The sequence below is a fragment of the Streptomyces sp. Xyl84 genome (assembly GCF_059731885.1).
Window position 1 is genome coordinate 890,906 of the sequence record NZ_AP029183.1, and the last position, 22,162, is coordinate 913,067.

The following is a 22,162-nucleotide window of genomic DNA, read 5'->3' on the forward strand; positions in this document are numbered from 1 at the left end:
TGCCACAGTGGAAAATCCCAGAGATCGAAGAAAAGGCCGGCGCCTTGCCGCGACCGCACGTACGGACTCCTCACGGGCGCCCTTCATGGCCCGCCCGAACTCCAGCCAGAGGAGCGTTTACGCAGCTCAAGGCCGATCTCAGGCAGATGCTGGACGGGATCGCGCTCCCCTGGGCCCCGGGACCCGATTCTCCGGCCCACCCCTATGACACGCACTCCTCCCCCCTCTGCCCATGAGTCCAATTCCAGCATTCTTCGGGAATTCATCAAGCATTCTTCCAGTTCCGTTCAAGGATTTGTCGAGTGCGACTGGAGAGACTGTGAAAGCGCATCCACATCGCCCGCGGCTCGCTTTCCGCGCAACCATGAGGAGAAACTCCATGTCCCAGTCCACTGAGGTGACTGCGGAGTCCGTGCACGGGCTGCTCCGCACCGAACTCGTCGCCCTCGGAATTCCGGAGGAGGACACCTCCGCGGAGACCGTCATCGACACGCTGGAGATCGACTCGCTCGACCTCGCCGACCTGCTGGTCTCGGTGCAGCGCGAGTACGGCGTGAACATCCGTCGCGCCGAACTGGCCGGGGTCACCGTCGGCGGGCTGGTGGACCGCGTCCTGGCCGGCGCCGACGGCCGCTGACGGCGACCGGCGCCGCGAAGATGGCTGACACGGACGGCCCGGTGGCCGTGGCGGCGGGCACCGACGAGGTGCTGCGGCATCCGGCGGCGGGGACGCACCTGCTCAACGCCCGGGAACGGGGACGCCTCGCGCGGTTCCGCCGGGAGCCGGCCCGCCGGGACTTCCTCGCCGCGCACGTCCTGGTCCGGTTCTGCGCGGGGTGGCTGCTGGGCGTCGCCCCGGCCGAGGTGCCCTTCGCCCAGCGCTGCCCGACGTGCCAGGGGGCCGACCACGGCAGGCCGCTGCTCGCGGGCCGTCCCGACGTGCATCTGAGCCTGTCCCACACCGACGGCGTGGTGGCCGCGGCCGCCGGTCGTGTCCCGGTGGGCGTCGACGTGGAGCGTCTGGGGCGCGTCCCCGGCCCCGGGGTCATGGACCGTGCGCTCACCGCTGCCGAGCGTGCCCTGGTGGCCGCGGACGCGGACCCCGGCCGCGCCTTCCTGCGTCAGTGGGTCCGCAAGGAGGCACTCATCAAGATCGGCAGGGCGGATCCGGACGCACTCGGCCGTCTCGACCTCTCGGAGCTTCCGCTCGACGGCCGGGCGGACGGGACACCGCTGCGCTTCGGGGACCTGTACGTCACGGACCTGACGGATCCCCGCCTGGGTGCCCTGGTCTCGGCGGTGGGCACCGGACCGGTCCGCCTGGACGCGGCGCTGCCGTCACCCGCGTCGTCTCCGCCCGGACCGGGGTCGCAGGCCGGTCCGGGGACGGGACTCTCCCCTGCGCGCAGGCCGGTGCCCGCCGCGTGGCGGGCACGGGTGCGGGGCGCCGTAGCCGGATGACCGCGTCCGCGCGGTCGCGCAGGCGACCGACCGCGCCGCCAAGGGGCCGGCGGGGCCTCGCCCCGGTACGGCTTCGGGTCGCGGATCCGCAGGTCCAGGGCGGTGACCGCACACCTTCGCCCGGCCGGTCGGCCGCAGCGGTCGCCGGGGCGGTGACGTCCGGGCCGACCACTGGAGGCGGCCCGGCCGCGCCCGGGTGCGTGCGGGGCGGTCCGCTGAGAGGCCGCCTGCCTGCGCCGCCTGCCTGCGCCGCCTGCCTGCGCCGCGTGCACGGACGCGGCGCAGGCGGCCGGCCGGTGAAAGCTCCGAACAAAAGGGGGAGCCCGGCTCGGGCTCCCCTTTTTGTTCGAGGCCAAGTCTCACGGTGCGTCCTCCCGCGTCGCCCCATCGCCTTCCGCGCCGGGCGGTACGGACCCCGACCCGCTCTCCGGCCACGGGAGCCCCGTCGTCGCCGGCCGGCCCGGCCGCGCCGGCACGGGGGCCGGACGGGAGGAACGGCGCACGTCCGGGTTCACGGACGGGTCTGCGCGGCGGACTGCAGGCACTCCTCGAAGAAGGCGAACGCGCTCAGGTGATAGGAGCGCGCGGCCAGGCCGAGGCTGATGTTGTGGCCCGCGCGGGGCTGGTGCCCGATCCGGAGCACGGGTGCCTTGGACAGCCGGGAGGCCAGGTGTGCGAGGTCCTCCTCCCCGTGCACCCACCAGCCCTCGTGCTCCGCGAAGGTCAGCCGCAGCGGGATGTCGATCCGGGGGGCCATCTCCTCGAACATCTCCGGCCACAGGTCCACTTCGGAGGCCTCGCGCTCCGGCATGGGCGCGACCAGGGCCTCGGCCGCGCGGAAGGTACCCGCCGGATACAGGCTCAGCGGGCCCCAGTTGCGCTCCCAGTCGAGGTTGCGGCGCAGCCGCCGGCCGGCGGGCCCGACGCTGAAGCGGTGGCCGACTCCGGAGGCGTCGAGGGCGAGCAGGCCGGGGGTGTCCGCGACGGTCGTGAGGGCGAGCTTGCCGCCGTAGGAGTGGGCGAGCAGCAGGAAGCCCCGCCCCACGGCGTGCCGGGCGGCGAAGGCGCCGAGTGCCGCGGAGAGCACGGCGGACTGCTCGCCGAGGGTCATGCCGGCGGGTATCTGCCGGGCGGACCTGCCGTAGCCGGGCCGGTCGAGGGCCAGCACGGTGAAGCCGAGGCGGGCGCCGAGGGTGAGCAGGGACAGGTCGGGGTGGACCTGCCCGTCGAAGTAGCCCGCGAGCATGCCACCGCCGTGCACGGCGACGACGGTGGCCCGCGGCGGGCCCTCGGGCTCGGCCAGCAGGCCGGACAGGGTGAGACCCGCTGCCTCGAGGAGTATCGGGCGCACCCCCGCCGAGTGGGTCGGCTGCGGCTTCTTCTTCCGGTCCGTCCTGGACACGCTCATGGGTGGTCCTTGTCGGTCGGCGTGGGCGGGACCCTGGCCTCCGGGGCGCCGGCCGGGGCGCCCCGGCGCGAGGGGTCAGGCGAGCTGACGGGCGAAGGTGGCCATGTCGAAGTAGAGCGTCTCGTCGATCAGCACGTCGCCGTCGAAGTGGAAGAAGATCGCCACAGGGGCGTCGACGGTCTTGCCCCGGTTGGGGATGCCGCGCCAGTCCGCCTCCTGCTTGGCGCGGAACTGCGCCTCCACGATCACGGCGGTCGGCGTGTGGTGGACGTGGAACAGACTGTGGTCCGCGACCGGGAAGGCCTTCTGCAGTTCGGCGAAGTAACCCTTCTTGATGGCCTCTTCACCGATCAGCGGGGACTCCTCGAACGGGATGACGCGGTACACGCCGCCGCGCGGGAACGTCGCGATCACTCCGTCGATGTCCCAGGCGCCCTCGGCGACGGTGTGCTCGATGACGACCGCCTCGCGCCGCTTGCGCAGGTCCTCGTCGGGCTGCGGCAGGTCCGCGCCGGGCAGAGTGAACTCGTGCTCCTCGGTGGCCATGGGGACTCCTTCAGGCAGTGGCTTGTTCGGTTCGTCCGGTGACGCTAGGCCGCTGTCCTCGCCTGTCCCTCGTGCTCCGCTGGAGCGCGTCCGCCGCTCGGGGGCAGCGCGGGAAGGACGTAGGTCCGGCGGCCCCGGACCCGGCGGGCAAGCGGAATGAACCGCTCCGTCGGGGCAGAGCAGGAATCGAGGAGCGCTGCACCGGCCGGAGTTAGTTTTCCGGCCACGGAAGGGACGGGTGGTCTTCGATGGAGATCCGGATACTGGGATCGATAGAACTGTGGACGGGCAGCGCCCTGGCCGACATCGGCCCCGCACGGCAACGCAGCATCCTCGGCGCCCTGTTGGTCGATCCCGAGCGGCCGGTGCCGCTGGAGTCCCTCGTCGACCGCGTCTGGGGGGACCGGCCGCCCGCCGGGGTCCGCAACGTCGTCCACACCTACGTCACCCGACTGCGCCGTGCGCTGGCCCGTGCCTCGGCCCACCTGCCCGAACCGATCGGCCTGGTCAGGTCGCCGGCCGGCTACCTGGTCTCGATGGATCCCGGCGCGGTGGACCTGGTGCGGTTCCGCCGTCTGCTCAAGGACGCCCAGCAGGAGACGCTCGGCGACCAGGAACGCAGCGTGCTGCTCCAGCGGGCCCTGACCCTGTGGCGGGGCGACGCGCTGGGCGGCATGCACAGCGACTGGGCGGCCCGGGTCCGCGAGACGCTGCGGCAGCTGCACCACGAGGCACTCAGCCAGTGGGCCGACACCGAGATCCGGCTGGAGCGCCCCGGTGCCGTCCTCGCGGAGCTGCGCGCGGCCCTGCTGACCGACCCGCTCTCCGAGCAGCTCGGCGAACGCCTGATGCTCGCCCTGTACCTGGAGGGCCGCAGCGTCGACGCCCTGGAGCACTACCAGTCGATGCGCGCACTGATCGCCAAGGAACTCGGCACCGACCCCTCACGGCGGGTGCAGCAGCTCTACGAGACGATCCTGCGCGGCGAGGCGGCCGCTGCCGCCCCGCTGCCCGAGCGGAGCGCGGAGCCGCACGGCGGCGCGACGCATTCCGCCCCGGCCCGGCCCCCGTCCGCGGTACCGCACATGCTGCCGCTGGACCTCCCCGACTTCACCGGCCGCGAACGCGAACTCGACCTCGCGCAGCGGACGTTGACCCATCCTTCGGTGACCCAGCCGCCCGCCGTGCTGGTCGTCGGCGGCGGCGGGGTCGGCAAGACCGCGCTGGCCGTGCGCCTGGGGCACCGGCTCCAGTCCGCCTTCCCTGACGGGCAGTTGTACGCGGCGCTGCGCGGCAGCGGCGCGCGTCCCGCTGACCCGCACGCGATCCTGGGGCGGCTGCTGCGCGCGCTCGGGACGGAGCCGGACGAGATCCCGGCCGATCCCGACGAGCGCGCCGAGGTCTACCGGCTCGCTCTCACCGGGCGCCGGCTGCTGATCACGCTCGACGACGCCTTCGACGACGAGCAGGTGCAGCCGCTGCTGCCGGGCAGCGGGGAGTCCGCCGTGCTGCTCACCAGCAGGGGCCGACTCAGCACACCGCTCGGCGCCCGTGTCCTGAACCTGGCCGAGCTGCCGCACGGGCACAGTGTGCGGCTGCTGGCCCGGCTGCTGGGCGGCGAGCGGGTCACCCAGGAGCCCGCCGCGGCCGCCGCGATCGCCCGGTACTGCGGCGGGCTGCCACTCGCCCTGCGCGCCGCCGCCGTACGGCTCAACGCCCGGCCGCACTGGTCGCTGCGCCGCTACGCGGACCGGCTGAGCGACGAGCGGCGGCGGCTCGACGAGCTGACGCACAGCTCGCTGAGCGTGCGCGCCAGCTTCACCGCGTCCTACAACGCGCTGCCCGACGACGCCCGTGAGGTGCTGCGCTGCCTGGCCGACCTGACGGTGTCCGAGTTCGACGCCGATCTGGCGTGCCCGGTGCTGGGCAAGGACTTCGCGACGATCGAGGACGCCTGCGAGCAGCTGGTGGAGGCCCACTTCCTGACCGTGGCCGAGCCCCCCGTGGCCGACCTGCCCACCCGCTACCGGCTGGACGGCCTGCAGCGCAGCTTCGCGGCCGAACTGAGGACGGGCCACGCCGACGAGACGGCCGAGGCCGTCCAGCCCACCGTCTAGGCCCTGTCGTCACATTCCCGCCTGCCTCGCGACGCCATGCACGCACTCTCGCCGCACCGGGCCCAGACCCGAGTACGTCCAGTACGAGGGTCAGGGCCCGGCACGCCGAGAGCACGCACCTGACGCCGCGAGGCCCGCCCTCCGGGCGGACGACGGGAATGTGACGACAGGACCTAGGGCGTCCGCGCAGGGCTCGCCGCGCGCGGCTCAGGACTCCTCTCCGCAACGCGGCTCATAGGCGCCGGCCTGGGTTTACACCCCCCGTCAAGACGCGCTCCAGTCCCGTCAAGACCCGCTCAAGGCCCGCGCCCATCCCGGTGGCCGAGGGTTGTTGTGAAGGCCCCGAAGCGACAGGGCAGGACAGAGAGGGACCGCAATGGCTCTTCCGGACGCTCCCCAGGCCGTGCTGCCTGACCTCGACCAGACCGACCCCGAGAGCACGGCACCGGCACGCACCGCGACGATGACGGATCTGACCGACGAGCTGACCGCCCGCCGGGCGGAGGCCCACTTCGGCCACGACCCGGAGGCCGACGCCCGCCATCTCTCCAAGGGCAAGCTGCTGGCGCGTCAGCGCATCGAGACGCTGCTCGACCCGGGCACGTTCACCGAACTCGGCCTGTTCGCCGAGCACCGGGCGACGGGCTTCGGCATGGAGGACTCCCACCCCGAGGGCGACGGAGTGATCACGGGCTGGGGCGAGGTCGACGGCCGTACGGTCTTCGTCTTCGCCCATGACGCCCGGGTGCGCGGCGGCGCGCTGGGCGCGACGTTCGCCGCGAAGATCCACCAGCTTCTCGACCTCGCCGACTCCGTGGGCGCGCCGGTCATCGGGCTCAACGACGGCGGCGGCGCCCGCATCCAGGAGGGCATCGACGCCCTGGCCGGCTTCGGCAAGCTCTTCGCCCGCAACGTCCGCGCCTCGGGCGTGGTGCCGCAGATCAGCGTCGTGCTCGGCTCCTGCGCGGGTGGCGCGGTCTACTCCCCCGCGCTCACCGACTACACGTTCATGGTCGAGGGCATGGCCAACATGTTCATCACCGGGCCCGACGTGGTGCAGGCGGTGACCGGCGAGAAGATCACCCAGGAGGAGCTGGGCGGCGCCTACACCCACGGCACGCGGACCGGCGTGGCGAGCTTCGTGGCCCCGGACGAGGAGTCCTGCTTCGAGGGCGTGCGGGAACTGCTCTCCTACCTGCCGTCGAACAACGCCGAGACGCCGCCGTACACCCGGCCGCTGGACGAACCGGACCGGCGCTGCGAGGAACTGCTGCGCCTGGTGCCGGTCGACGACCGCACGCCGTACGACATCCGGACGGTCATCGGCCACATCGTGGACGACGGCGACTACCTGGAGGTCCAGGAGAGGTGGGCGCCGAACATCGTGTGCGCCCTGGCCCGCCTGGACGGCCACACGGTGGGCATCGTCGGCAACCAGCCCGCCGCCATGGCGGGGGTGCTCGACATCGACTCCTCGGAGAAGGCCGCACGGTTCGTGCGCACCTGCGACGCGTTCAACATCCCGCTCGTGACACTGGTCGACGTGCCGGGGTTCATGCCCGGGACCGACCAGGAGCACAACGCGATCATCCGGCGCGGCGCGAAGCTGCTGTACGCGTACTGCGAGGCGACGGTACCGCGGGTGCAGGTCATCCTGCGCAAGGCGTTCGGCGGCGCGTACATCGTCATGGACTCCAAGTCGATCGGCTCCGACCTGTCGTTCGCCTGGCCGTCCAACCAGACGGCCGTGATGGGCGCCGACGGCGCGGCCAACATCATCTTCCGCCGGCAGATCAGCTCGGCGGCGGAGCCGGAGAAGGCGCGCCGCGAGCTGGTCGCCGAGTACACCGAGCAGCTGATGAACCCCTTCGTCGCCGCCCGGCGCGGTCACGTGGACGACGTCATCGACCCGGCGGACACCCGGCGGGTGCTGATCAAGTCCCTGGACATGCTGCGCACCAAGCGGGCCAGGCAGCCGCTGCGCAAGCACGGGAACGAGCCGCTGTGAACACGCCACCGGCCACCCCGCTGTCGGTGCTGCGGGGCAACCCGACGCCGGAGGAACTGGCCGCGCTGCTGGTCGTGCTCACCGCGGTGCTCCGTGCCCCCGGCCCGCAGGAGACGCCGCGGGCCGCCGGCCGCGGCTGGGCCGGGCCGGGCGCCTGGAACCGCCCGGAGCCGGCCACCGCACCCGACGCGGCCGGCTGGCAGCGCACCCCCGCACCGACTCGTGGAAGGAGTACCTGATGACCGGTCGGACCGGCCTCGACGGCCACGGCACGCGCACCAGCTGCCTGGCCATGTTCCCAGGGCAGGGCTCGCAACGGCCCGGCATGGCCGCGCACCTGCTCGACACCTATCCTTCGGCCCGGCGGCTGTTCGCCCGTGCCGACGAGATCCTGGGCCTGCCGCTGTCGCAGATCTGCGTGAGCGGAAGCGCCGCGGAACTGGCCCGAACGGAGATCACCCAGCCCGCGATCGCCACGACCAGCCTCGCCGTGTGGGAGGTGCTGCGGACGGCCGGCTACCGGCCCGAGGCGACCGCGGGCCACAGCCTCGGCGAGTACCCGGCCCTGGTGGCCGCGGGTGTGCTGTCCCTGGAATCCGCCCTAGAACTGGTGCAGTTGCGTGGCCGGCTGATGGGCGAGGTGGCCGCTGAGGTGCCCGGCGCGATGGCGGCCGTCCTCGGCCTGCCCGCGGACAAGGTGCTGGCCTCCTGCGCCGACGCCGACGGTTTCGGCCTGGTCCAGGTCGCGAACTACAACGAGCCGCTGCAGACCGTCATCTCGGGGCACGCCCGCGCCGTCGAGGAGGCCGGCCGGGTCGCGCTGGGCGCCGGCGCCGAGCGGGTCGTGCCGCTGAAGGTGAGCGCCCCCTTCCACTGCTCGCTGATGCAGGCGGTGGAGGAGGAGTTCACCGAGGCGCTCGCCGCCCGGCCGTTCGCCGATCCGGTCCTGCCGGTGATCAGCTCGGTCTCCGGCACCTACGTCCGCTCGGGCGAGGAGGCCAGGGAACTGCTGCGGCGCCAGCTCACCGGCCCCGTCCGCTGGGTCGAGGTGCTGCGCACGGCCGCACGGCACCCGGTGAGCGCGTACACCGAGATCGGCCCCGGCCGGGTGCTCAGCGGGCTCGCCAGCCGGACGCTCGAGGAGGTCCGCACCCGCTCCAGCGGGGACCCGCGCCGCCTGACGCAGCTCTGCTCCTCCCTCATGTCGGACACCTGGCAGGAGCCGGTGGCGTCCTGACACACCCCGGCAGCCGTCGGCCGCCGCACCATCGCGGCCGGTCCCATCAGCAACAACTGTTCACGAAGGGTAAGAACACATGTCGTACGAGGAGAAAGACTTCTCCGCCATCGTCCAGGACGCCGTCGCCGTCGCGCTGGGCATCGACATCGAGGAGGTCGTGCCCGAGGCCACCCTGCTGGGCGACCTGGACGCCGAGTCCATCGACCTGCTCGACGTCCTGTTCCGCATCGAGCGGGCCTCGGACGTGAAGATCAAGGTCGCGGACATAGCCGAACTGCTCCAGGGCGGCATCCCCGACGAGGAGTTCGCCGACGAGGACGACATCATCAACGAGGTCGGCCTGGCACAGCTCAAGAAGTCCCTGCCGCAGATCGACGTGCAGGAACTGGCCGGCAAGCTCACGGCGGACGAGGTCCTGACGCTGTTCACCGTGCAGAACCTGACGGACCTGGTGGCCGAGCGTGCCTCACTCGCCGCAGCCGCTGCGTGAGCCGGGCGCGGGGCGGTCACCCGACCGCCCCGACCCGCCGCCGCTGCGCGTGCGGACCGGCGTCGACGTGGCCGAGGTGGCCCGGGTCGAAGAGCTGATGGCCTCGCAACCCGGGCTCCGCGAGCGGGTGTTCACCCCTCGCGAGCTGGCCTACTGCGACCGCCGCAGACGGACCGGCGAACACCTCGCGGGCCGCTGGGCCGTCAAGGAGGCCGTACTCAAGTGCCTCGGGACCGGAATGACCCCGAGCATGGAGTGGACGGACATCGAGGTCGTCAACGACCGCGGCGGACGCCCCCGGGTACGCCTGCACGGCGAGGCGGAGACCGTCGCCCAGGCCCTCGGCATGTACCACATCGACATCTCCCTGAGCCACAGCGGAGGTCTCGCCGTGGCCCACGCCGTCGTGGTGTGCCCGGCCGAACCGCCCGGCACGGCCCCCGGCTCCGGGCCGCCCACCCGCACGACACCGGACACGGCACCCCACAGCACACCCACGGCAGAAGGAGACGATCGGCATGAGGCTTGACGGCCGGACCCCGCAGCTCGGTCTGGGGCGGTCCACGACCGAGGGAGGCCGATGATGCGGTCCCACCTGACCGACCGCGTCGGCCGCCGGCCGGTGCCGGGGACGGAGGCGCTGCGATGAACCGCAGGGTGGTCGTCACCGGCATGGGCGCCGTCACGCCGCTCGGCAACGACGCCGAGAGCACCTGGCGCGGCCTGGCCGAAGGACGCAGCGGCGTCGGGCAGTTGACCTCGATCGACACCACCGGCCACGACGTGACCATCGCCGGCGAGGTCAAGGACTTCGACCTCGCCGAGGCCGTGCCCGCCTCGGTCGGCCTGCGCCGGCTGCTGCGGCCGGGCACCTTCGGCGTGGGCGCGGCCTGGGAGGCGCTGCGCAACGCGGGCGTCGGCAAGGACACCTACGACGGCGCGGACATGGGCGTGGCGATGGGCGCCAGCGTGGACCGCCCGGACCTGCAGTGGCTGGTGGACGTGGGGGCGCTGCGCGAGGAGACCGGCCGCGGTGACGCGTTCTTCCCGTACGCGCCCTCGGACTCGCTGTCCTACAGCCAGAGCATCCCCACCGCCGCGATGGCCAGGATGCTGGACGCGACCGGTCCGATGCTGGGCGTCTCCACGGCCTGCTCGGGCTCCGCGCACGCCATCGGAGAGGCCTTCCGCACCCTCCAGGAGGGTGACGCGACACTGATGCTCGCGGGCGGCTACGACTCGTTGACGTCCTGGCTCGACCTGGTGGGCTTCAGCCTGCTGGGGGCGCTGACCAAGGAGTACAACGACGACCCGGCCCGGGCCAGCCGCCCCTTCGACGGGAAGCGGTCCGGGTTCGTCCTCGGGGAGGGCGGCGTCGTCTTCGTCCTGGAGGACCTGGAGGCGGCCCGCGCCCGCGGGGCGCACATCCTCGCCGAGATCCTGGGCTACGGCACCAGCCTCAACGCCTGGCGGGTCACCGACTCGCCGCCGGACGGCAGCGGGGCCGTCGAGTCCATGCAGGCCGCGATCGCGGACGCCGGTCTCGGACCGTCCGACATCGACTACGTCGCGGCACACGGCACCAGCACCCACGGGAACGACCTGTCGGAGACCACGGCGATCAAGAAGGTGTTCGGCGACCACGCCCACCGGCTGCTGGTCAGCTCGCCCAAGTCGATGGCCGGCCACCTCACCTCGGCGGGCGCCGCGCTCAGCGTGTTCGCCTCGATCGGGGCGATCAACCACGGTCTGGTGCCGCCGACCATCAACCAGGAGACCCCCGACCGCAAGCTCGACCTCGACTTCGTCCCCAACACGGCGCGCGAGCACGACGTGCGCCACGCCCTCATCAACGCCTTCGCCTTCGGCGGCACCAACGTCGGTCTGGTCGTGGGGCGTTACGAGGACGAACGCGCCGAGAAGGCGGAGCGATGACGGCCCGAGGAGACGGAGGAGCACCGATGAGCGGCACCGGACGCCAGGTCGTCGTCAGCGGCATCGGCCTGCTGACCGCCCTGGGGGAAGGCCCCGAGGCCAACTGGAAGGCGATGGTGGCGGGCGAGTGCGGGATCGGCCCGATCCGGGCCTACGACCCGTCGCCGCTGCAGACCCGGCTGGGCGGTGAGATACCCGGCTTCGACGCCACCCGGTTCGCCACCAGGCGGCAACTGCGCACCATCAACCGCGGCGACCGCCTCGCGCTGGCCGCCGCCCGGCTCGCCCTCGACGACGCGGGCCTGCCGCACAACCAGGCCGGGGGCGACGAACTCGGCCACCGGGCCGGCCTCTACCTCGGGGGCAACAAGTCGATCGGCCGCATGGACCAGCTGATCGAGGAGCTGAAGGTCATCCGCCGCCCGGACGGCCGGGCCGACCTGGCGCACCTCGGCCGGCACGCGGACGTCATCATGCCGCCGCTGTTCTTCGTCGAAGGACTCCAGCCCGGCGCGGTGTTCAACATCTCGCAGACGTACGGCATCCGGGGCGCCAGCGCGTTCTTCGCGGGCGGCGCGGACGCGGGGGCCACCGCGATCGGCCGGGGCATGCGGGCGGTGCGCCGCGGGGACGCCGACGTGGTGATCGCGGGCGGCTACGAGGACGCCACCGACTGGTGGGCGATGACGCTGCTCGACCGGCTCGGCGTGCTGACCACGCGCAACGACCGCGGCCAGGCGGCGTACCGGCCCTTCGACCGGGAACGCAGCGGGGCGGTGCCCGGCGAGGGCGCCGCGCTGCTGGTCCTGGAGGAGAAGCAGGCGGCGCTGCGCCGCGGCGCCCGCATCTACGCCGAGCTGACCGGCTACGGCGCCGGCCACGACTGCGGTACGCCGCCGGCGCCGGACGCCCGGGGCCGGGGCGTGTCACGGGCGGTGCGGCACGCGCTGCGGGACGCCCGGCTGTCCGCCGGCGACCTCGGCTACATCGCCGCCGACGGCTCGGGCACCCGGCTCGGGGACGCCTCGGAGAGCGCGGGACTGCGCACCGCGCTGGGCACGGCCGCCGCGTCCGTCCCGGTGAGCAGCGTGAAGCCGCAGACGGGGCACCTCGTCGGCGGCGGCGGCGCGCTGAACGCCGCGGTGTGCGCGCTCGCCCTGCACCACGGGGCGCTGCCCGCGACGCTCAACCTCGACGACCCCGACCCGGCGTGCGCACTGGACCATGTCCGCGGCAGCGCCCGGGAGGCCAGGCCCGCGCACGCGATGGCGCTGGCCCGGGGCATCGAGGGCCAGGCCGTGGCCCTCAGCCTGTCCAGGCCCGCGTGAGCGGCCGGGCAGGCCTGTCCAGAAAGGGAGGCAGAGCATGAGTGACGTTCCGGACCAGGCCGTCCGTGTCGTGATCGCCGCCGTGGGCGCGATCACCTCGCAGGGCGGTTCTGCCGAGGCCCTGTGGGACGGGGTGCGGGCGGGGCGGGTCGCGATCTCGCCGGTGCGCGGTCTGCCCATGGACGGCTACCAGACCACCGTGGGCGGCGAGATCACCGAACGCCCCTGCCCCGCCTACGACTACGCCCCGGGCTCCGGCGTCCGCGACTTTTCCGTGGACTTCGCGCTGAGCGCCGCCGAGGAGGCCATGGCCGCCTCGGGCCTGAAGGTCGGCGCGGACATCCCGGCCGAACGCTGGGGCGTCGCGTACGGCACCTGCCACGGCGGCTGGCGCAGCGCGGAACTCGCGCTGCGGGAGGTGCAGGAGGGCCGCACTCCCGACTGGCACCGGTACACGTTCGTACCGCCGCAGGCCGCCGCGGAGGCGCTGTCGGCCGCCTTCGGCCTCAAGGGTCCGGTGCTCAGCGCCAACACGGCCTGCGCCTCCAGCGCGCACGCGCTCGCCCACGCCCTGGACGTGATCAGGGCGGGGCGTGCGGACGCGATGCTCGTGGGCGGCAGCGACGCCTTCACCGAGTCGGCGTTCGCCGGGTTCAGCAGCCTGGAGTCGCTCTCCGAGCAGCCCGCGGCCCCTTACTCCAAGGGCCGCTCGGGCCTGTCGCTGGGCGAGGGCAGCGGCATGCTCGTGCTGCTGTCGCAGGAGGCGGCCGAGCGGACCGGCGCGCCGGTCGTCGCCGAGGTGCTGGGCTACGGCCTGTCCGCGGACGGCCACCACCCGACGGCGCCGCACCCCGAGGGGGAGGGCGCGGCGCGGGCGATCCGGGCGGCCCTGGCCTCCTCGGGTCTGACCCCCGACGACGTCCGGTACGTCAACGGGCACGGCACCGGTACGCAGAAGAACGACGCGGCGGAGAGCAACGCGGTGCGTGCCGCGTTCGGCGACGCGGCCGAGAAGACGTCCCTGTCCAGCACCAAGTCGCTGATCGGCCATCTGCTCGGCGGGGCCGGTGCGGTGGAGGGCATCGTCACCGTGCTGGCGCTGCGCGACCAGGTGGCGCCGCCCACCGCCTCCTTCGCCGGGGAGGATCCGCAGTGCGGACTCGACCCGGTGGCGGGGGCGGGCCGCCCGATGGTGCTGGACACCGCGCTGTCGAACAACTTCGGGTTCGCCGGGGCGAACGCCACGGTCGCCTTCGCCCGCCCCGGCGGCCCCGCCGTGCCGGCCGCGGACTCCCGTCCGGACGACGTCGTGGTCACCGGCTTCGGTGTGATCACCTCGGCGGGCGAGGGCGCCGAGGCGCTCTGGGACGCGTACGCGGCCGGGCGCCGGCAGGGTGTTCCCGAGGACGGACTGCGCCTGGCCCGGGTCGAGTTCGACCCTTCGGCCGCGGGCACCGCCCGGGAGCGCCGGCGCATGGACCGCATCTCCCAGCTCGCCGTCGCCGCCTGCCGGGCCGCCCTGGGGCACGCGGACGCGCACGGTGACGCGGCCGCCACGGCCGCGACCGGCGTGGTGGTCGGCACCGGGATCGGTCCGATGGAGAGCAGCGAGCGGTTCACCGCGCCGGTGCTGTCCGCGGGCGCGCAGGCCGCGAACCCGGCCGTGTTCCCGGCCACCGTGTACAACGGTGCGGCCGGCCAGGTCGCCATGGCCCTCGGCACCAAGGGGCCGACGTCGACGCTGACCTCGGGCCACGCGGCGGGCGCCGCCGCCCTGGGCGCCGCCTGCGACATGCTGCGCACCGGTCGCGCCGAGCGCCTGCTGGTGCCCGCGGTCGAGGCCTTCTCGCCGGGTGCGCTGGACGCGTACCGCGCCATCCCGCTGTTCGGTACGGCGGCCGGGCGCCGATACACGCTCGCCGAGGCCGGCATCACGCTGGTGCTGGAGCGCCGCGAGAGCGCCGAGCGGCGCGGTGCCACGATCCACGCCGTGGTCCTGGGCCACGCGACCGTCTCGGACGCCTGCGGCATCGGCCGCTGGGACCCTTCGGGCGAGGGCGTGGAGCGGGCGATGCGCGCGGCACTGGACGGCGCCGGGCTGCGCCCCGGGGACGTCGGCGCCGTCTGGGCGAACGCGGCCGGTCTCGCCGCCGCCGACCGTCCCGAACGGGCCGCCGTGGAGCGGGTGTTCGATCTGGGCCGGGTGCGGTTCGAGGCCCCGAAGCGGGTGCTCGGCGAGCCGGCCGGCGCGGGCGCCCACCTGTCGGCGGTCCTCGCCGTCGGCGCCTGGCGCGACGGCCGCGCCCACCGCCCCGTCGTGGTCAACAGCTCGTCCCTCGGCGGCACCCACACCTCGCTCGTCCTTTCCCCCGCCCCCCTGCGCAGAACGGAGCCCGGCCGATGACCACCGCGTACGACGTGAGGATCCTCTCCACCGGCAGCTATGTGCCCGGTGATCCGCTGGACAACGCCACACTGGAGAAGTACGTCGGGCCACTGCCGGACGACGTCCTCGACGGCATCCAGGTCAGGACCCGGTACTGGATGATCGACCCGGTCACGGGCGAGCACGTGATCAACAACAGCCGGATGGCCGAGCGCGCCTCCCGGCAGGCCCTTCAGCGGGCCGGTGTGGAGCCCGGCGAGGTCGACCTGATCGTGGTGTGCACGGCGACGCCGGAGTACACGCTGCCCAACGTGGCCACCACCCTGCAGCACTACCTGGGCCTGGAGAGCATCGCCGCGATCGAGATCCGCGGGGCCTGCGCGGGCTGGGTGCAGGCGCTGGACCTGGCCAGGCGGCAGCTGTCCGACGGGACGGCGCGCACCGCTCTCGTGGTGGGCAGCGAGTCCGTCTCGCCGCTGATGGCACCGCTCTTCCTGGGCAAGGACCCGGCGCGGGTGCGGATGCGGGACCGGCTGACGCTGTACACGTTCGGCGACGGCGCGGGGGCCGTGGTGCTCCGGGCCGAGCCCGTCGACGACCCGGCCGGCCCGCGGGCGGACCCGTCCACCTTCGTCAACGCCTGCGTGGGCGGTCTGCGCAAGCCGGGGATGGAGATCATCGGCGGCGGTACGGACGTGTCGCAGGCGGAGCAGCTGCGCCGCCGCCAGCTGATCCAGATGAAGATCGACGTGCCGGGCACCTCGTCCTTCGGACCGCAGGTGTTCGTCCGGGCGATCCAGGAGCTGACGCGCAAGGAGGGCCGCCCGCTCGGGGAGTTCGACGCGATCGTGCTCCCGGAGGGCAACGCGGACTACTTCGCCGGCGAGTACGAGTCCGCCGGTCTGTCCGCCGAGGAGAACCAGGCGCTCACCGGGCGGATCGTGGAGAACCTGGCCGACGTGGGGGCCACCGGTTCCGCGGCGGTGCCGCTGTCGCTGGACGCGGGCTGGACCTCGGGACGCATCCGCCCCGGCCACCGTGTCGTGCTGCTCGGCATCGAGGCCAGCCGGTACGTCTACACCGGCCTCTCCGTGACCTGGCAGGCACCCGTCCCGGCCTGAACGGCCCCCCGGCAAGGCACCCGGCCCCCACACACACGGCCCTCGCCCCAGACATCAGACGCACTGCGTGATTCCAAGGAGACACACCGCATGGCAATCGGACACCGCACGCTGGGCAAGCCCGGCCTCGACGTCTCCGCCCAGGGGCTCGGCTGCATGGGCATGACGATCGGCTACGGCGAGGCGGACGCGACGGAAGCGCTCGCCACCATCCACCGGGCCCTGGAGCTGGGCGTCACCCTGCTCGACACCGCCGACATGTACGGCCCGTACGCCAACGAGGAGCTGATCGGGCGTGCCGTCGCCGGGCGCCGCGACGAGGTCGTGCTCTCCTCCAAGGTGGGCAGCGAGATCGACAACGGCCGCCTGACGTGGCGGGTCAACAACCGCCCCGAGTACATCCGCCGGTCGATCGAGGGCACCCTGCGCCGCCTGGGCACCGACCACCTCGACCTCTACTACCTGCACCGGGTCGACCCGGAGGTCCCCGTGGAGGAGTCCTTCGGCGCGCTCGCCGAACTCGTCGAGGCCGGGCTCGTGCGGCACCTGGGGATCTCCGAGGCGGCGGCCGCGACCATCCGGCGCGCCCACGCGGTGCACCCGCTGACCGCCGTGCAGACCGAGTACTCGCTGTTCACCCGCGACGTCGAGGTGAACGGCGTGCTGGAGACCACGCGCGAGCTGGGCATCGGCTTCGTGGCCTACAGCCCGCTCGGCCGCGGCTTCCTGACCGGAACCATCCGCGACACCTCCGACATCCCCGAGGGCCTCGACTTCCGGCACATCGCGCCCCGCTTCGAGAGCGGGAACATCCGCCGGAACCTGCCCGTGGTCGACCAGCTCAGCGACCTCGCCGCCGCGACCGGCACCACGGTCGGCCGCCTGGCGCTGGCCTGGGTGCTCTCCCGCGGCCAGGACGTGGTCGCCATCCCCGGCACCAAGCGCCGCACCTACCTGGAGGAGAACGTCTCCGCGAGCGACCTGCGGCTCACTGACGACGTCCTGGCGGCGATCGACTCCATCGCCCCGTACGGCATCACGGCCGGGGAACGCTATCCCGCCGGCGAGATGCCCCAGCTCAACCGCTGACTCCCCGTCCGCACCCAAGCCATCCGCCCCGACTCCCGGGAGAAGGACATGTCCGCACCAGCACCCCGCCCCATCCGCCGAGCCCTCATCGCCGGCGGCGGACTCGGCGGTCTCGCCACCGCGCTGGCCCTCCAGCAGCAGGGCATCGAGTCCGTGGTCTTCGAGCGCGCGCCCGAACTGCGCGACGGCGGCGCGGGACTGCACATCTTCACCAACGGCATGCTCGCCCTGGCCCACCTCGGGCTCGCCGAGCAGGTCACCGAGATCGCCCCCGTCCAGTCCGTGTGCCGCTTCGCGACCTCGACCGGCCGGGCCATCGGCAGCTACCCGGTGGGCGAGTTCATCGAGCGCTACGGGCAGCCCACGGTCGCCATCGGCCGCTCGGACCTGCACGGCATCCTGCGCGACGCCGTGGACGCGCCCATCGTCACCGGCGCCGAGGTCACCGGCTTCACCGAGCACGCCGACGGGGTGAGCCTGCACTTCGCCGACGGAACCTCCGAGGACGGGGACCTCCTGATCGGCGCCGACGGCGTCCACTCCGCCGTACGCGCCGGCCTGCTCGGCCACCAGCCGCCCGACTACACCGGCTACATCGCCTGGCGCGGTCACGCGAAGATGAGCGCCGAGGAGTTCGAACCCGGCAGCTTCCAGGCCCTGTTCGGCCCCGGCACCCGCTTCACGTACTACGACATCGCGCCCGGCGTCGTGCACTGGATGAGCGTCGCCAACGGCCCCGCGGGCGGCCGCGACGAGGGCACGCCCGAGCAGACCCTGGACATGCTGCGTGCCCGGCACGCCGGCTGGGTCGACCCGGTGCAGCGGATCCTCGACGCCACCGTGCCGGAGAGCATCATCCGCGGCGACGTGGTGGACCGCAAGCCCGACCCGGTCTGGGGACGGGGCCGGGTCACCCTGCTCGGCGACGCCGCGCACGCCGTCAGCTTCAACATCGGGCAGGGCGCCTGCCTCGCCGTCGAGGACGCCCTCGTGCTGGCCGAACACCTCGCCGCGCCCGGCGCCGGCGTCACCGGGGCACTGCGCGGCTACGAGGCCGAGCGGCAGGAGCGCACCCGGCCCATGCAGCTGCTCGCCCACCGCATCGGCGTGATGGGCGCCCTGCAGAACCCGGCCGCCATCTGGCTCCGCGACCGGGTGCTGAAGCTCGGCTGGTCCCGCACCTTGCGCACCACGGAACAGGAACACGTCGCCTATGCCACGCGGTGGGCCTCCAACGCCGCCACCGCGGCGTGAGCGCGTTCGTGAACGCCCAGGAAGAGAGGACTGCTGCTGTGACCACCGCGACCACCGCGAACCCCGCGCTGACGGCGTGGGAGAGTACCGAGGAACGCAACAAGGCGAGCATCCGGCGCGTCTTCGCCGAGTTCGTCAACCGGGGCGACTTCTCGGTCGTGGACGAGCTGTACCGGCCGGACGTCGTCGACCACGAGGGCCTGCCCGGGGCGCCCCAGGGCCGCGAGGGCGTGAAGTACACCATCGGCGGACTGCGTGAGGCGTTCCCCGACTTCCACGTCACCATCGAGGACATCAGCGCGCACGGCGACATGGTCGTCATCCACAACACCTGGCGCGGCACCCACCTCGGCGACCTGTTGGGCGTCGCGCCCACCGGCCGCTCGTTCGTCTCCGTGGGCATCGTCGTCTGGCGGTTCGACGAGGAGGGCAGGATCGCCGAGCGCTGGGCGCACGGGGTGGCGTCCAACCTGTTCTCGGCGCTCGGCATGCGGATGCTGGCGCCCCGCAAGGGCGGCCGGCGCAGCGAGAAGGGCACCCGGTCCGTGGTGCGCACCGTTCCGCTGCGCAACGGCAAGCCCATGGCCTGGCACCGGCTCACCCAGGAGCTGCAAGGGCCGCGCCTGCGCGAGTACGAGGCCTCCCGGCGGCGGCTGGGCATCACCCACGAGGTGCTGCGCATCGACCCGCGCCCGGACCGGGACTACGTGATCGTGGAGTTCGAGACCGCGGACCCGGAGCGGACCAGGAAGCGCTGGGCGGAGTCGAAGGACCCCTTCGACCTGTGGCTGCGCGAGCAGATCCTCGACATCCACGGCGAGGACCCGTGGGCCGGGCCCGCCACTGCCTGCGAGTCGACCGGCCTCACCTGGACGGCGCCGCAGCGGCTCGTCCCGGACCGCCCCGACGGACCCCGCTGAGCGGGGCACGGTCCGCCGACCGCTGTTCGAGCCGTTCTCCAGAACCGGTCGGCAGACTGGGGTCCTCCCCCGCCCGCACGGACGAAGGCCTCCCGCCCGCCGCACCGGCGCAGGCCGACAGGCCGGCAGGCCGCACGCCGGCAGGCAGCGAGGCCGGAAGGCAGCAGGCCACAGGCCAAGGAGGCTTGCCCGCAGGGCATCCGGACCGACGGGTCCGCGCCGCACATCCCCCGACGGCGCGGGCCCGTCGCATGTGTTCTCCCCCGCCCCGTTTCAGCGCACCAGCGCCTCGATGTCCGCGACGAGGTCCGCGGGCTGCGGCATGCGGGCGACGGCCAGGCCCAGGCGGGCCGCCTCGGGCAGCACACGGCCGCCGTTGACCAGTTCGGCGACGTGGAAGCGCAGCCGCAGCATGCTGGGGTCGCCGGCCAGCTCGTCGTCGGAGAGACAGCGGCCGATGCCGGCCTTCTCCAGGCGCGCTCCGGCCCGCCGCTCGTCCTCCCCCGCGGGCAGCACCAGCTGGGAGACGCCGAACCGGGCCGCCGCGTACACGACTCCCTCGTCGCCGCCGTGCACGACGGCGACGCAGCCGGGCAGCAGCAGGCTCCAGGGATGGTCGTCACCGGTCAGTTCGAGGAGTTGCAGGCCGAGGCTCTCGACGCCCTCGGCGACCCGCCGGAAGAGCCGCGCCCGGCGCCGGTCCTCCGGCCGGGACCCGGCCGGCGCGCCGGTGACGCAGACGCGTGGGGTCAGCGCGAGAGCCGGGAGCCGGGGCGCCGGCCTCCCCGGCCATTCCCAGGCGTCGCAGCGCACCTGCCAGGCACCGGGTTCCGGCCGCTCCCGCAGCGGCGGCGGGCAGGGGTCGATCCAGACGGTCGGCCGCGGCGACAACGGCGGCCGGGTGTAGGGGAGGTAGCCGATGGTGGGCACCCCGGACGCGGCCGCCATGGCGGTCGAGTCGGGGCACAGCGGATCGTGGACCACCAGGTCGGGCCGCCAGGCCCGGCCGAACTGCCGCGGCCCGGCCAGGACCGGCACGAGTCCGGCCCGGACCACGCGGTGGCGGGCCCGGGCCGGACAGCAGAACCGGACCTCGTTGCCGGCCGCCTGCATCGCCCTGGCGAGCAGGACGAGTCGCAGCACGGCCGGCATGCCGAGGCCTCCGGAGAACAGCACGCGCACGGATCCTCCTTGCGGAGTCACCCGGTGAAGCGGTCGAGCAGCCGCCCGGTCCCGGGGTCGATGTCCAGCACCGGATCGCTGCCGAGCACGGCCCGCTGCAGACGCTGCAGACGCTGCGAGGGCTCGATGCCCAGTTCCTCCACCAGGTGGCCGCGCAGGTTCTGGAAGACCTGCAGAGCGGCGGAGGGGCGCCCCGCCCGGTAGAAGGCCACCATGGACTGGGCATGCAGACCCTCGTGCAGCGGGTGTCGGGCGGTCAGCGCCGTGAGTTCGGTGAGCAGTTCGGCGTGGCGGCCGAGCCGTAGTTCGACGTCGTTGCGCCGCTCCATCATCCCGAGGCGGCTCTCCTCCAGCCGCATCGCCTCGATCTCGAGCAACGGTCCGGTGCGCACGTCGACCAGGGCGGGGCCCCGCCAGAGGCCGAGGGCCTCCCGGAAGAGCTCCGCGGCCTTCTGGTTGTCGCCGCGGTCGTAGGCGCGCTGGCCGAGGGAGGACAGCCGGTCGTACTCGTGCACGTCGATGCTGCCGGGCTCCGCGCGCAGGAGGTATCCCCCCTGCCTGGTCAGCAGCACTTCCTTGGAGCCGCCGGGCTCGCCCTGCAGCGCTTTGTCCATGCAGCGCCTGAGCTGGAGGATGTACGTCTGCAGCGTGGTGAGCGCGCTGCGCGGCGGGGCGTCGCCCCAGATCTCCTCCATCAGCGCGGACACCGGCAGGACCTGGTTGGCGTAGATGGCGAGCAGTGTCAGGATCTGCCGCGGCTTCGCAGCTGTGGGCAGGATCGGGACGCCACTCAGCTCGGCGTCCAAAGACCCCAGAACGAAGATTCGCATGCGGCCCCCTTGTCTGTCGTAGGACCTCGAACCTCCCACGCGGCCCGCTGGGCGGACAGTGCGTCACTCCTCCTCTGCCGGGTGTCCTGGTCCTGCCCGGCATGTGACCGATTCATGGTCCGTTTCTGGTCACCGGCCGGGCCGCCCGGCCGAACGGGCCCCGGACATGACTGAGGCCCCGCGTGTCCGTCACGGCACGCGGGGCCCGGTGGTTCATTCGGTGGCGGCGGGTAAGGAACCGGCGTACAGCGCGAGGCAGTCCTCGTAGGCCGGCAGGAGCCCCCTGGCGAGCGCCTCCGCCGCGGTGGGCGCGGCCAGGTCGTCGTCGGTCATCACCGGCGCCCTGGTGAGCCCCCAGGGCAGGGCGAGAGCCGGGTCGAGCGCGCTGACCGTGTAGGCGGCACCCTCCGTGTACGGCCGGGAGCTGTGGCAGGCGACGACCGTGTCGTCCTCGAGGGCGAGCCAGGCGTGGCCGAGCCCCTCCGGGACGAAGACCCCGGCCGCGGTGCTGTGGTCCAGCCAGAGCGTCTCGTACCGGCCGTAGTCCGGCGACCCGACGCGCAGGTCCACCACGACGTGGACGGCGGCGCCCCGCACACAGCACAACAGCCTGGCGCGGCCGTCCGGGCCCGTGCTGCCGTGGATGCCGCGCAGCACCCGGCGCCGGGCGACCGACAGGTCGCTGTACCGGATCGCGAAGGGTCGTCCGATCGCTTCCTCGACGTAGTCCTGGCGGAACGCCTCGTAGCGGACCACGACGTCGTCCTCGACGGCCCGGGACGAGATCAGGAACACGTCCGGAAGGGCGAGTTCGCTGATCTCCAGGCTGCGGAAGTCCATGCGGCGA

At 73.5% G+C, this 22,162-nt stretch carries 20 protein-coding genes; 15 read left to right on the forward strand and 5 right to left on the reverse strand.

What is annotated here, in order from left to right; translation table 11 throughout:
* Positions 1 to 379 precede the first annotated feature (379 nt).
* Together AC6I72_RS35550 and AC6I72_RS35555 are read left to right on the forward strand one after the other, a co-directional pair.
* On the forward strand, positions 380 to 637 hold the full coding sequence (locus tag AC6I72_RS35550) for an acyl carrier protein (protein ID WP_498005676.1): 258 nt from the start codon (positions 380 to 382) through the stop codon (positions 635 to 637).
* Between the two features lie 20 nt (positions 638 to 657).
* On the forward strand, positions 658 to 1,461 hold the full coding sequence (locus AC6I72_RS35555) for a 4'-phosphopantetheinyl transferase family protein (protein ID WP_498005678.1): 804 nt from the start codon (positions 658 to 660) through the stop codon (positions 1,459 to 1,461).
* 511 nt (positions 1,462 to 1,972) lie between these two features.
* On the opposite strand, the gene AC6I72_RS35560 is transcribed toward AC6I72_RS35555, so the two are convergent.
* Both AC6I72_RS35560 and AC6I72_RS35565 read right to left on the reverse strand, forming a co-directional pair.
* Complete coding sequence (locus AC6I72_RS35560; protein ID WP_498005680.1) at positions 1,973 to 2,869, reverse strand: alpha/beta hydrolase; 897 nt, start codon at positions 2,867 to 2,869, stop codon at positions 1,973 to 1,975.
* Between the two features lie 75 nt (positions 2,870 to 2,944).
* On the reverse strand, positions 2,945 to 3,415 hold the full coding sequence (locus AC6I72_RS35565; protein ID WP_037858985.1) for a nuclear transport factor 2 family protein: 471 nt from the start codon (positions 3,413 to 3,415) through the stop codon (positions 2,945 to 2,947).
* A gap of 248 nt (positions 3,416 to 3,663) precedes the next feature.
* Here AC6I72_RS35565 and AC6I72_RS35570 point away from each other — a divergent pair, with 248 nt between their 5' ends.
* From AC6I72_RS35570 to AC6I72_RS35630, 13 genes are all read left to right on the forward strand, one after another.
* Positions 3,664 to 5,532 (forward strand): AfsR/SARP family transcriptional regulator, encoded by a 1,869-nt coding sequence (locus tag AC6I72_RS35570; protein WP_498005682.1) that lies wholly within the window; start codon positions 3,664 to 3,666, stop codon positions 5,530 to 5,532.
* Positions 5,533 to 5,908: 376 nt separating this feature from the next.
* Positions 5,909 to 7,540: an acyl-CoA carboxylase subunit beta gene (locus AC6I72_RS35575; protein WP_366727960.1), complete on the forward strand. Its 1,632-nt coding sequence runs from the start codon at positions 5,909 to 5,911 to the stop codon at positions 7,538 to 7,540.
* Positions 7,537 to 7,779, forward strand: a complete 243-nt coding sequence (locus tag AC6I72_RS35580) for an acyl-CoA carboxylase subunit epsilon (RefSeq protein WP_498005684.1) — start codon at positions 7,537 to 7,539, stop codon at positions 7,777 to 7,779. The genes AC6I72_RS35575 and AC6I72_RS35580 overlap by 4 nt, the downstream gene beginning before the upstream one ends.
* Positions 7,779 to 8,777 carry an ACP S-malonyltransferase gene (gene fabD, locus AC6I72_RS35585; protein WP_498005686.1) on the forward strand — a complete coding sequence of 333 codons (999 nt, stop codon included), beginning with the start codon at positions 7,779 to 7,781 and terminating at the stop codon, positions 8,775 to 8,777. Before AC6I72_RS35580 ends, fabD begins: the two co-directional genes overlap by 1 nt.
* A gap of 79 nt (positions 8,778 to 8,856) precedes the next feature.
* The gene (locus AC6I72_RS35590; protein ID WP_498005688.1) at positions 8,857 to 9,270 is read left to right on the forward strand and encodes an acyl carrier protein; all 414 of its coding nucleotides are present in this window, start codon (positions 8,857 to 8,859) and stop codon (positions 9,268 to 9,270) included.
* The gene (gene acpS / locus AC6I72_RS35595) at positions 9,242 to 9,799 is read left to right on the forward strand and encodes a holo-ACP synthase (protein ID WP_498005689.1); all 558 of its coding nucleotides are present in this window, start codon (positions 9,242 to 9,244) and stop codon (positions 9,797 to 9,799) included. Before AC6I72_RS35590 ends, acpS begins: the two co-directional genes overlap by 29 nt.
* Positions 9,800 to 9,915: 116 nt before the next feature.
* The gene (locus AC6I72_RS35600; RefSeq protein WP_498005691.1) at positions 9,916 to 11,205 is read left to right on the forward strand and encodes a beta-ketoacyl-[acyl-carrier-protein] synthase family protein; all 1,290 of its coding nucleotides are present in this window, start codon (positions 9,916 to 9,918) and stop codon (positions 11,203 to 11,205) included.
* Positions 11,206 to 11,231: 26 nt separating this feature from the next.
* On the forward strand, positions 11,232 to 12,533 hold the full coding sequence (locus AC6I72_RS35605) for a beta-ketoacyl-[acyl-carrier-protein] synthase family protein (protein WP_498005693.1): 1,302 nt from the start codon (positions 11,232 to 11,234) through the stop codon (positions 12,531 to 12,533).
* A 37-nt stretch (positions 12,534 to 12,570) separates the two neighbouring features.
* On the forward strand, positions 12,571 to 14,937 hold the full coding sequence (locus AC6I72_RS35610) for a beta-ketoacyl synthase N-terminal-like domain-containing protein (RefSeq protein ID WP_498005694.1): 2,367 nt from the start codon (positions 12,571 to 12,573) through the stop codon (positions 14,935 to 14,937).
* The gene (locus AC6I72_RS35615) at positions 14,934 to 16,040 is read left to right on the forward strand and encodes a 3-oxoacyl-ACP synthase III family protein (protein WP_498005696.1); all 1,107 of its coding nucleotides are present in this window, start codon (positions 14,934 to 14,936) and stop codon (positions 16,038 to 16,040) included. Before AC6I72_RS35610 ends, AC6I72_RS35615 begins: the two co-directional genes overlap by 4 nt.
* A 90-nt stretch (positions 16,041 to 16,130) precedes the next feature.
* Positions 16,131 to 17,129, forward strand: a complete 999-nt coding sequence (locus AC6I72_RS35620) for an aldo/keto reductase (RefSeq protein ID WP_498005698.1) — start codon at positions 16,131 to 16,133, stop codon at positions 17,127 to 17,129.
* A gap of 48 nt (positions 17,130 to 17,177) precedes the next feature.
* Complete coding sequence (locus AC6I72_RS35625; RefSeq protein WP_498005700.1) at positions 17,178 to 18,383, forward strand: FAD-dependent monooxygenase; 1,206 nt, start codon at positions 17,178 to 17,180, stop codon at positions 18,381 to 18,383.
* Positions 18,384 to 18,421: 38 nt separating this feature from the next.
* Positions 18,422 to 19,303 carry an ester cyclase gene (locus tag AC6I72_RS35630; RefSeq protein WP_498005701.1) on the forward strand — a complete coding sequence of 294 codons (882 nt, stop codon included), beginning with the start codon at positions 18,422 to 18,424 and terminating at the stop codon, positions 19,301 to 19,303.
* A 273-nt stretch (positions 19,304 to 19,576) separates the two neighbouring features.
* Here the strand turns inward: AC6I72_RS35630 and AC6I72_RS35635 are convergent, their stop codons facing one another.
* From AC6I72_RS35635 to AC6I72_RS35645, 3 genes are all read right to left on the reverse strand, one after another.
* Complete coding sequence (locus tag AC6I72_RS35635; RefSeq protein WP_498005703.1) at positions 19,577 to 20,485, reverse strand: glycosyltransferase; 909 nt, start codon at positions 20,483 to 20,485, stop codon at positions 19,577 to 19,579.
* Between the two features lie 17 nt (positions 20,486 to 20,502).
* Positions 20,503 to 21,315 (reverse strand): AfsR/SARP family transcriptional regulator, encoded by an 813-nt coding sequence (locus tag AC6I72_RS35640; protein ID WP_498005704.1) that lies wholly within the window; start codon positions 21,313 to 21,315, stop codon positions 20,503 to 20,505.
* 213 nt (positions 21,316 to 21,528) lie between these two features.
* Entirely contained in the window at positions 21,529 to 22,155 is a 627-nt protein-coding gene (locus tag AC6I72_RS35645) for a dTDP-4-dehydrorhamnose 3,5-epimerase family protein (RefSeq protein WP_498005706.1), read from the reverse strand.
* Positions 22,156 to 22,162: the final 7 nt, after the last annotated feature.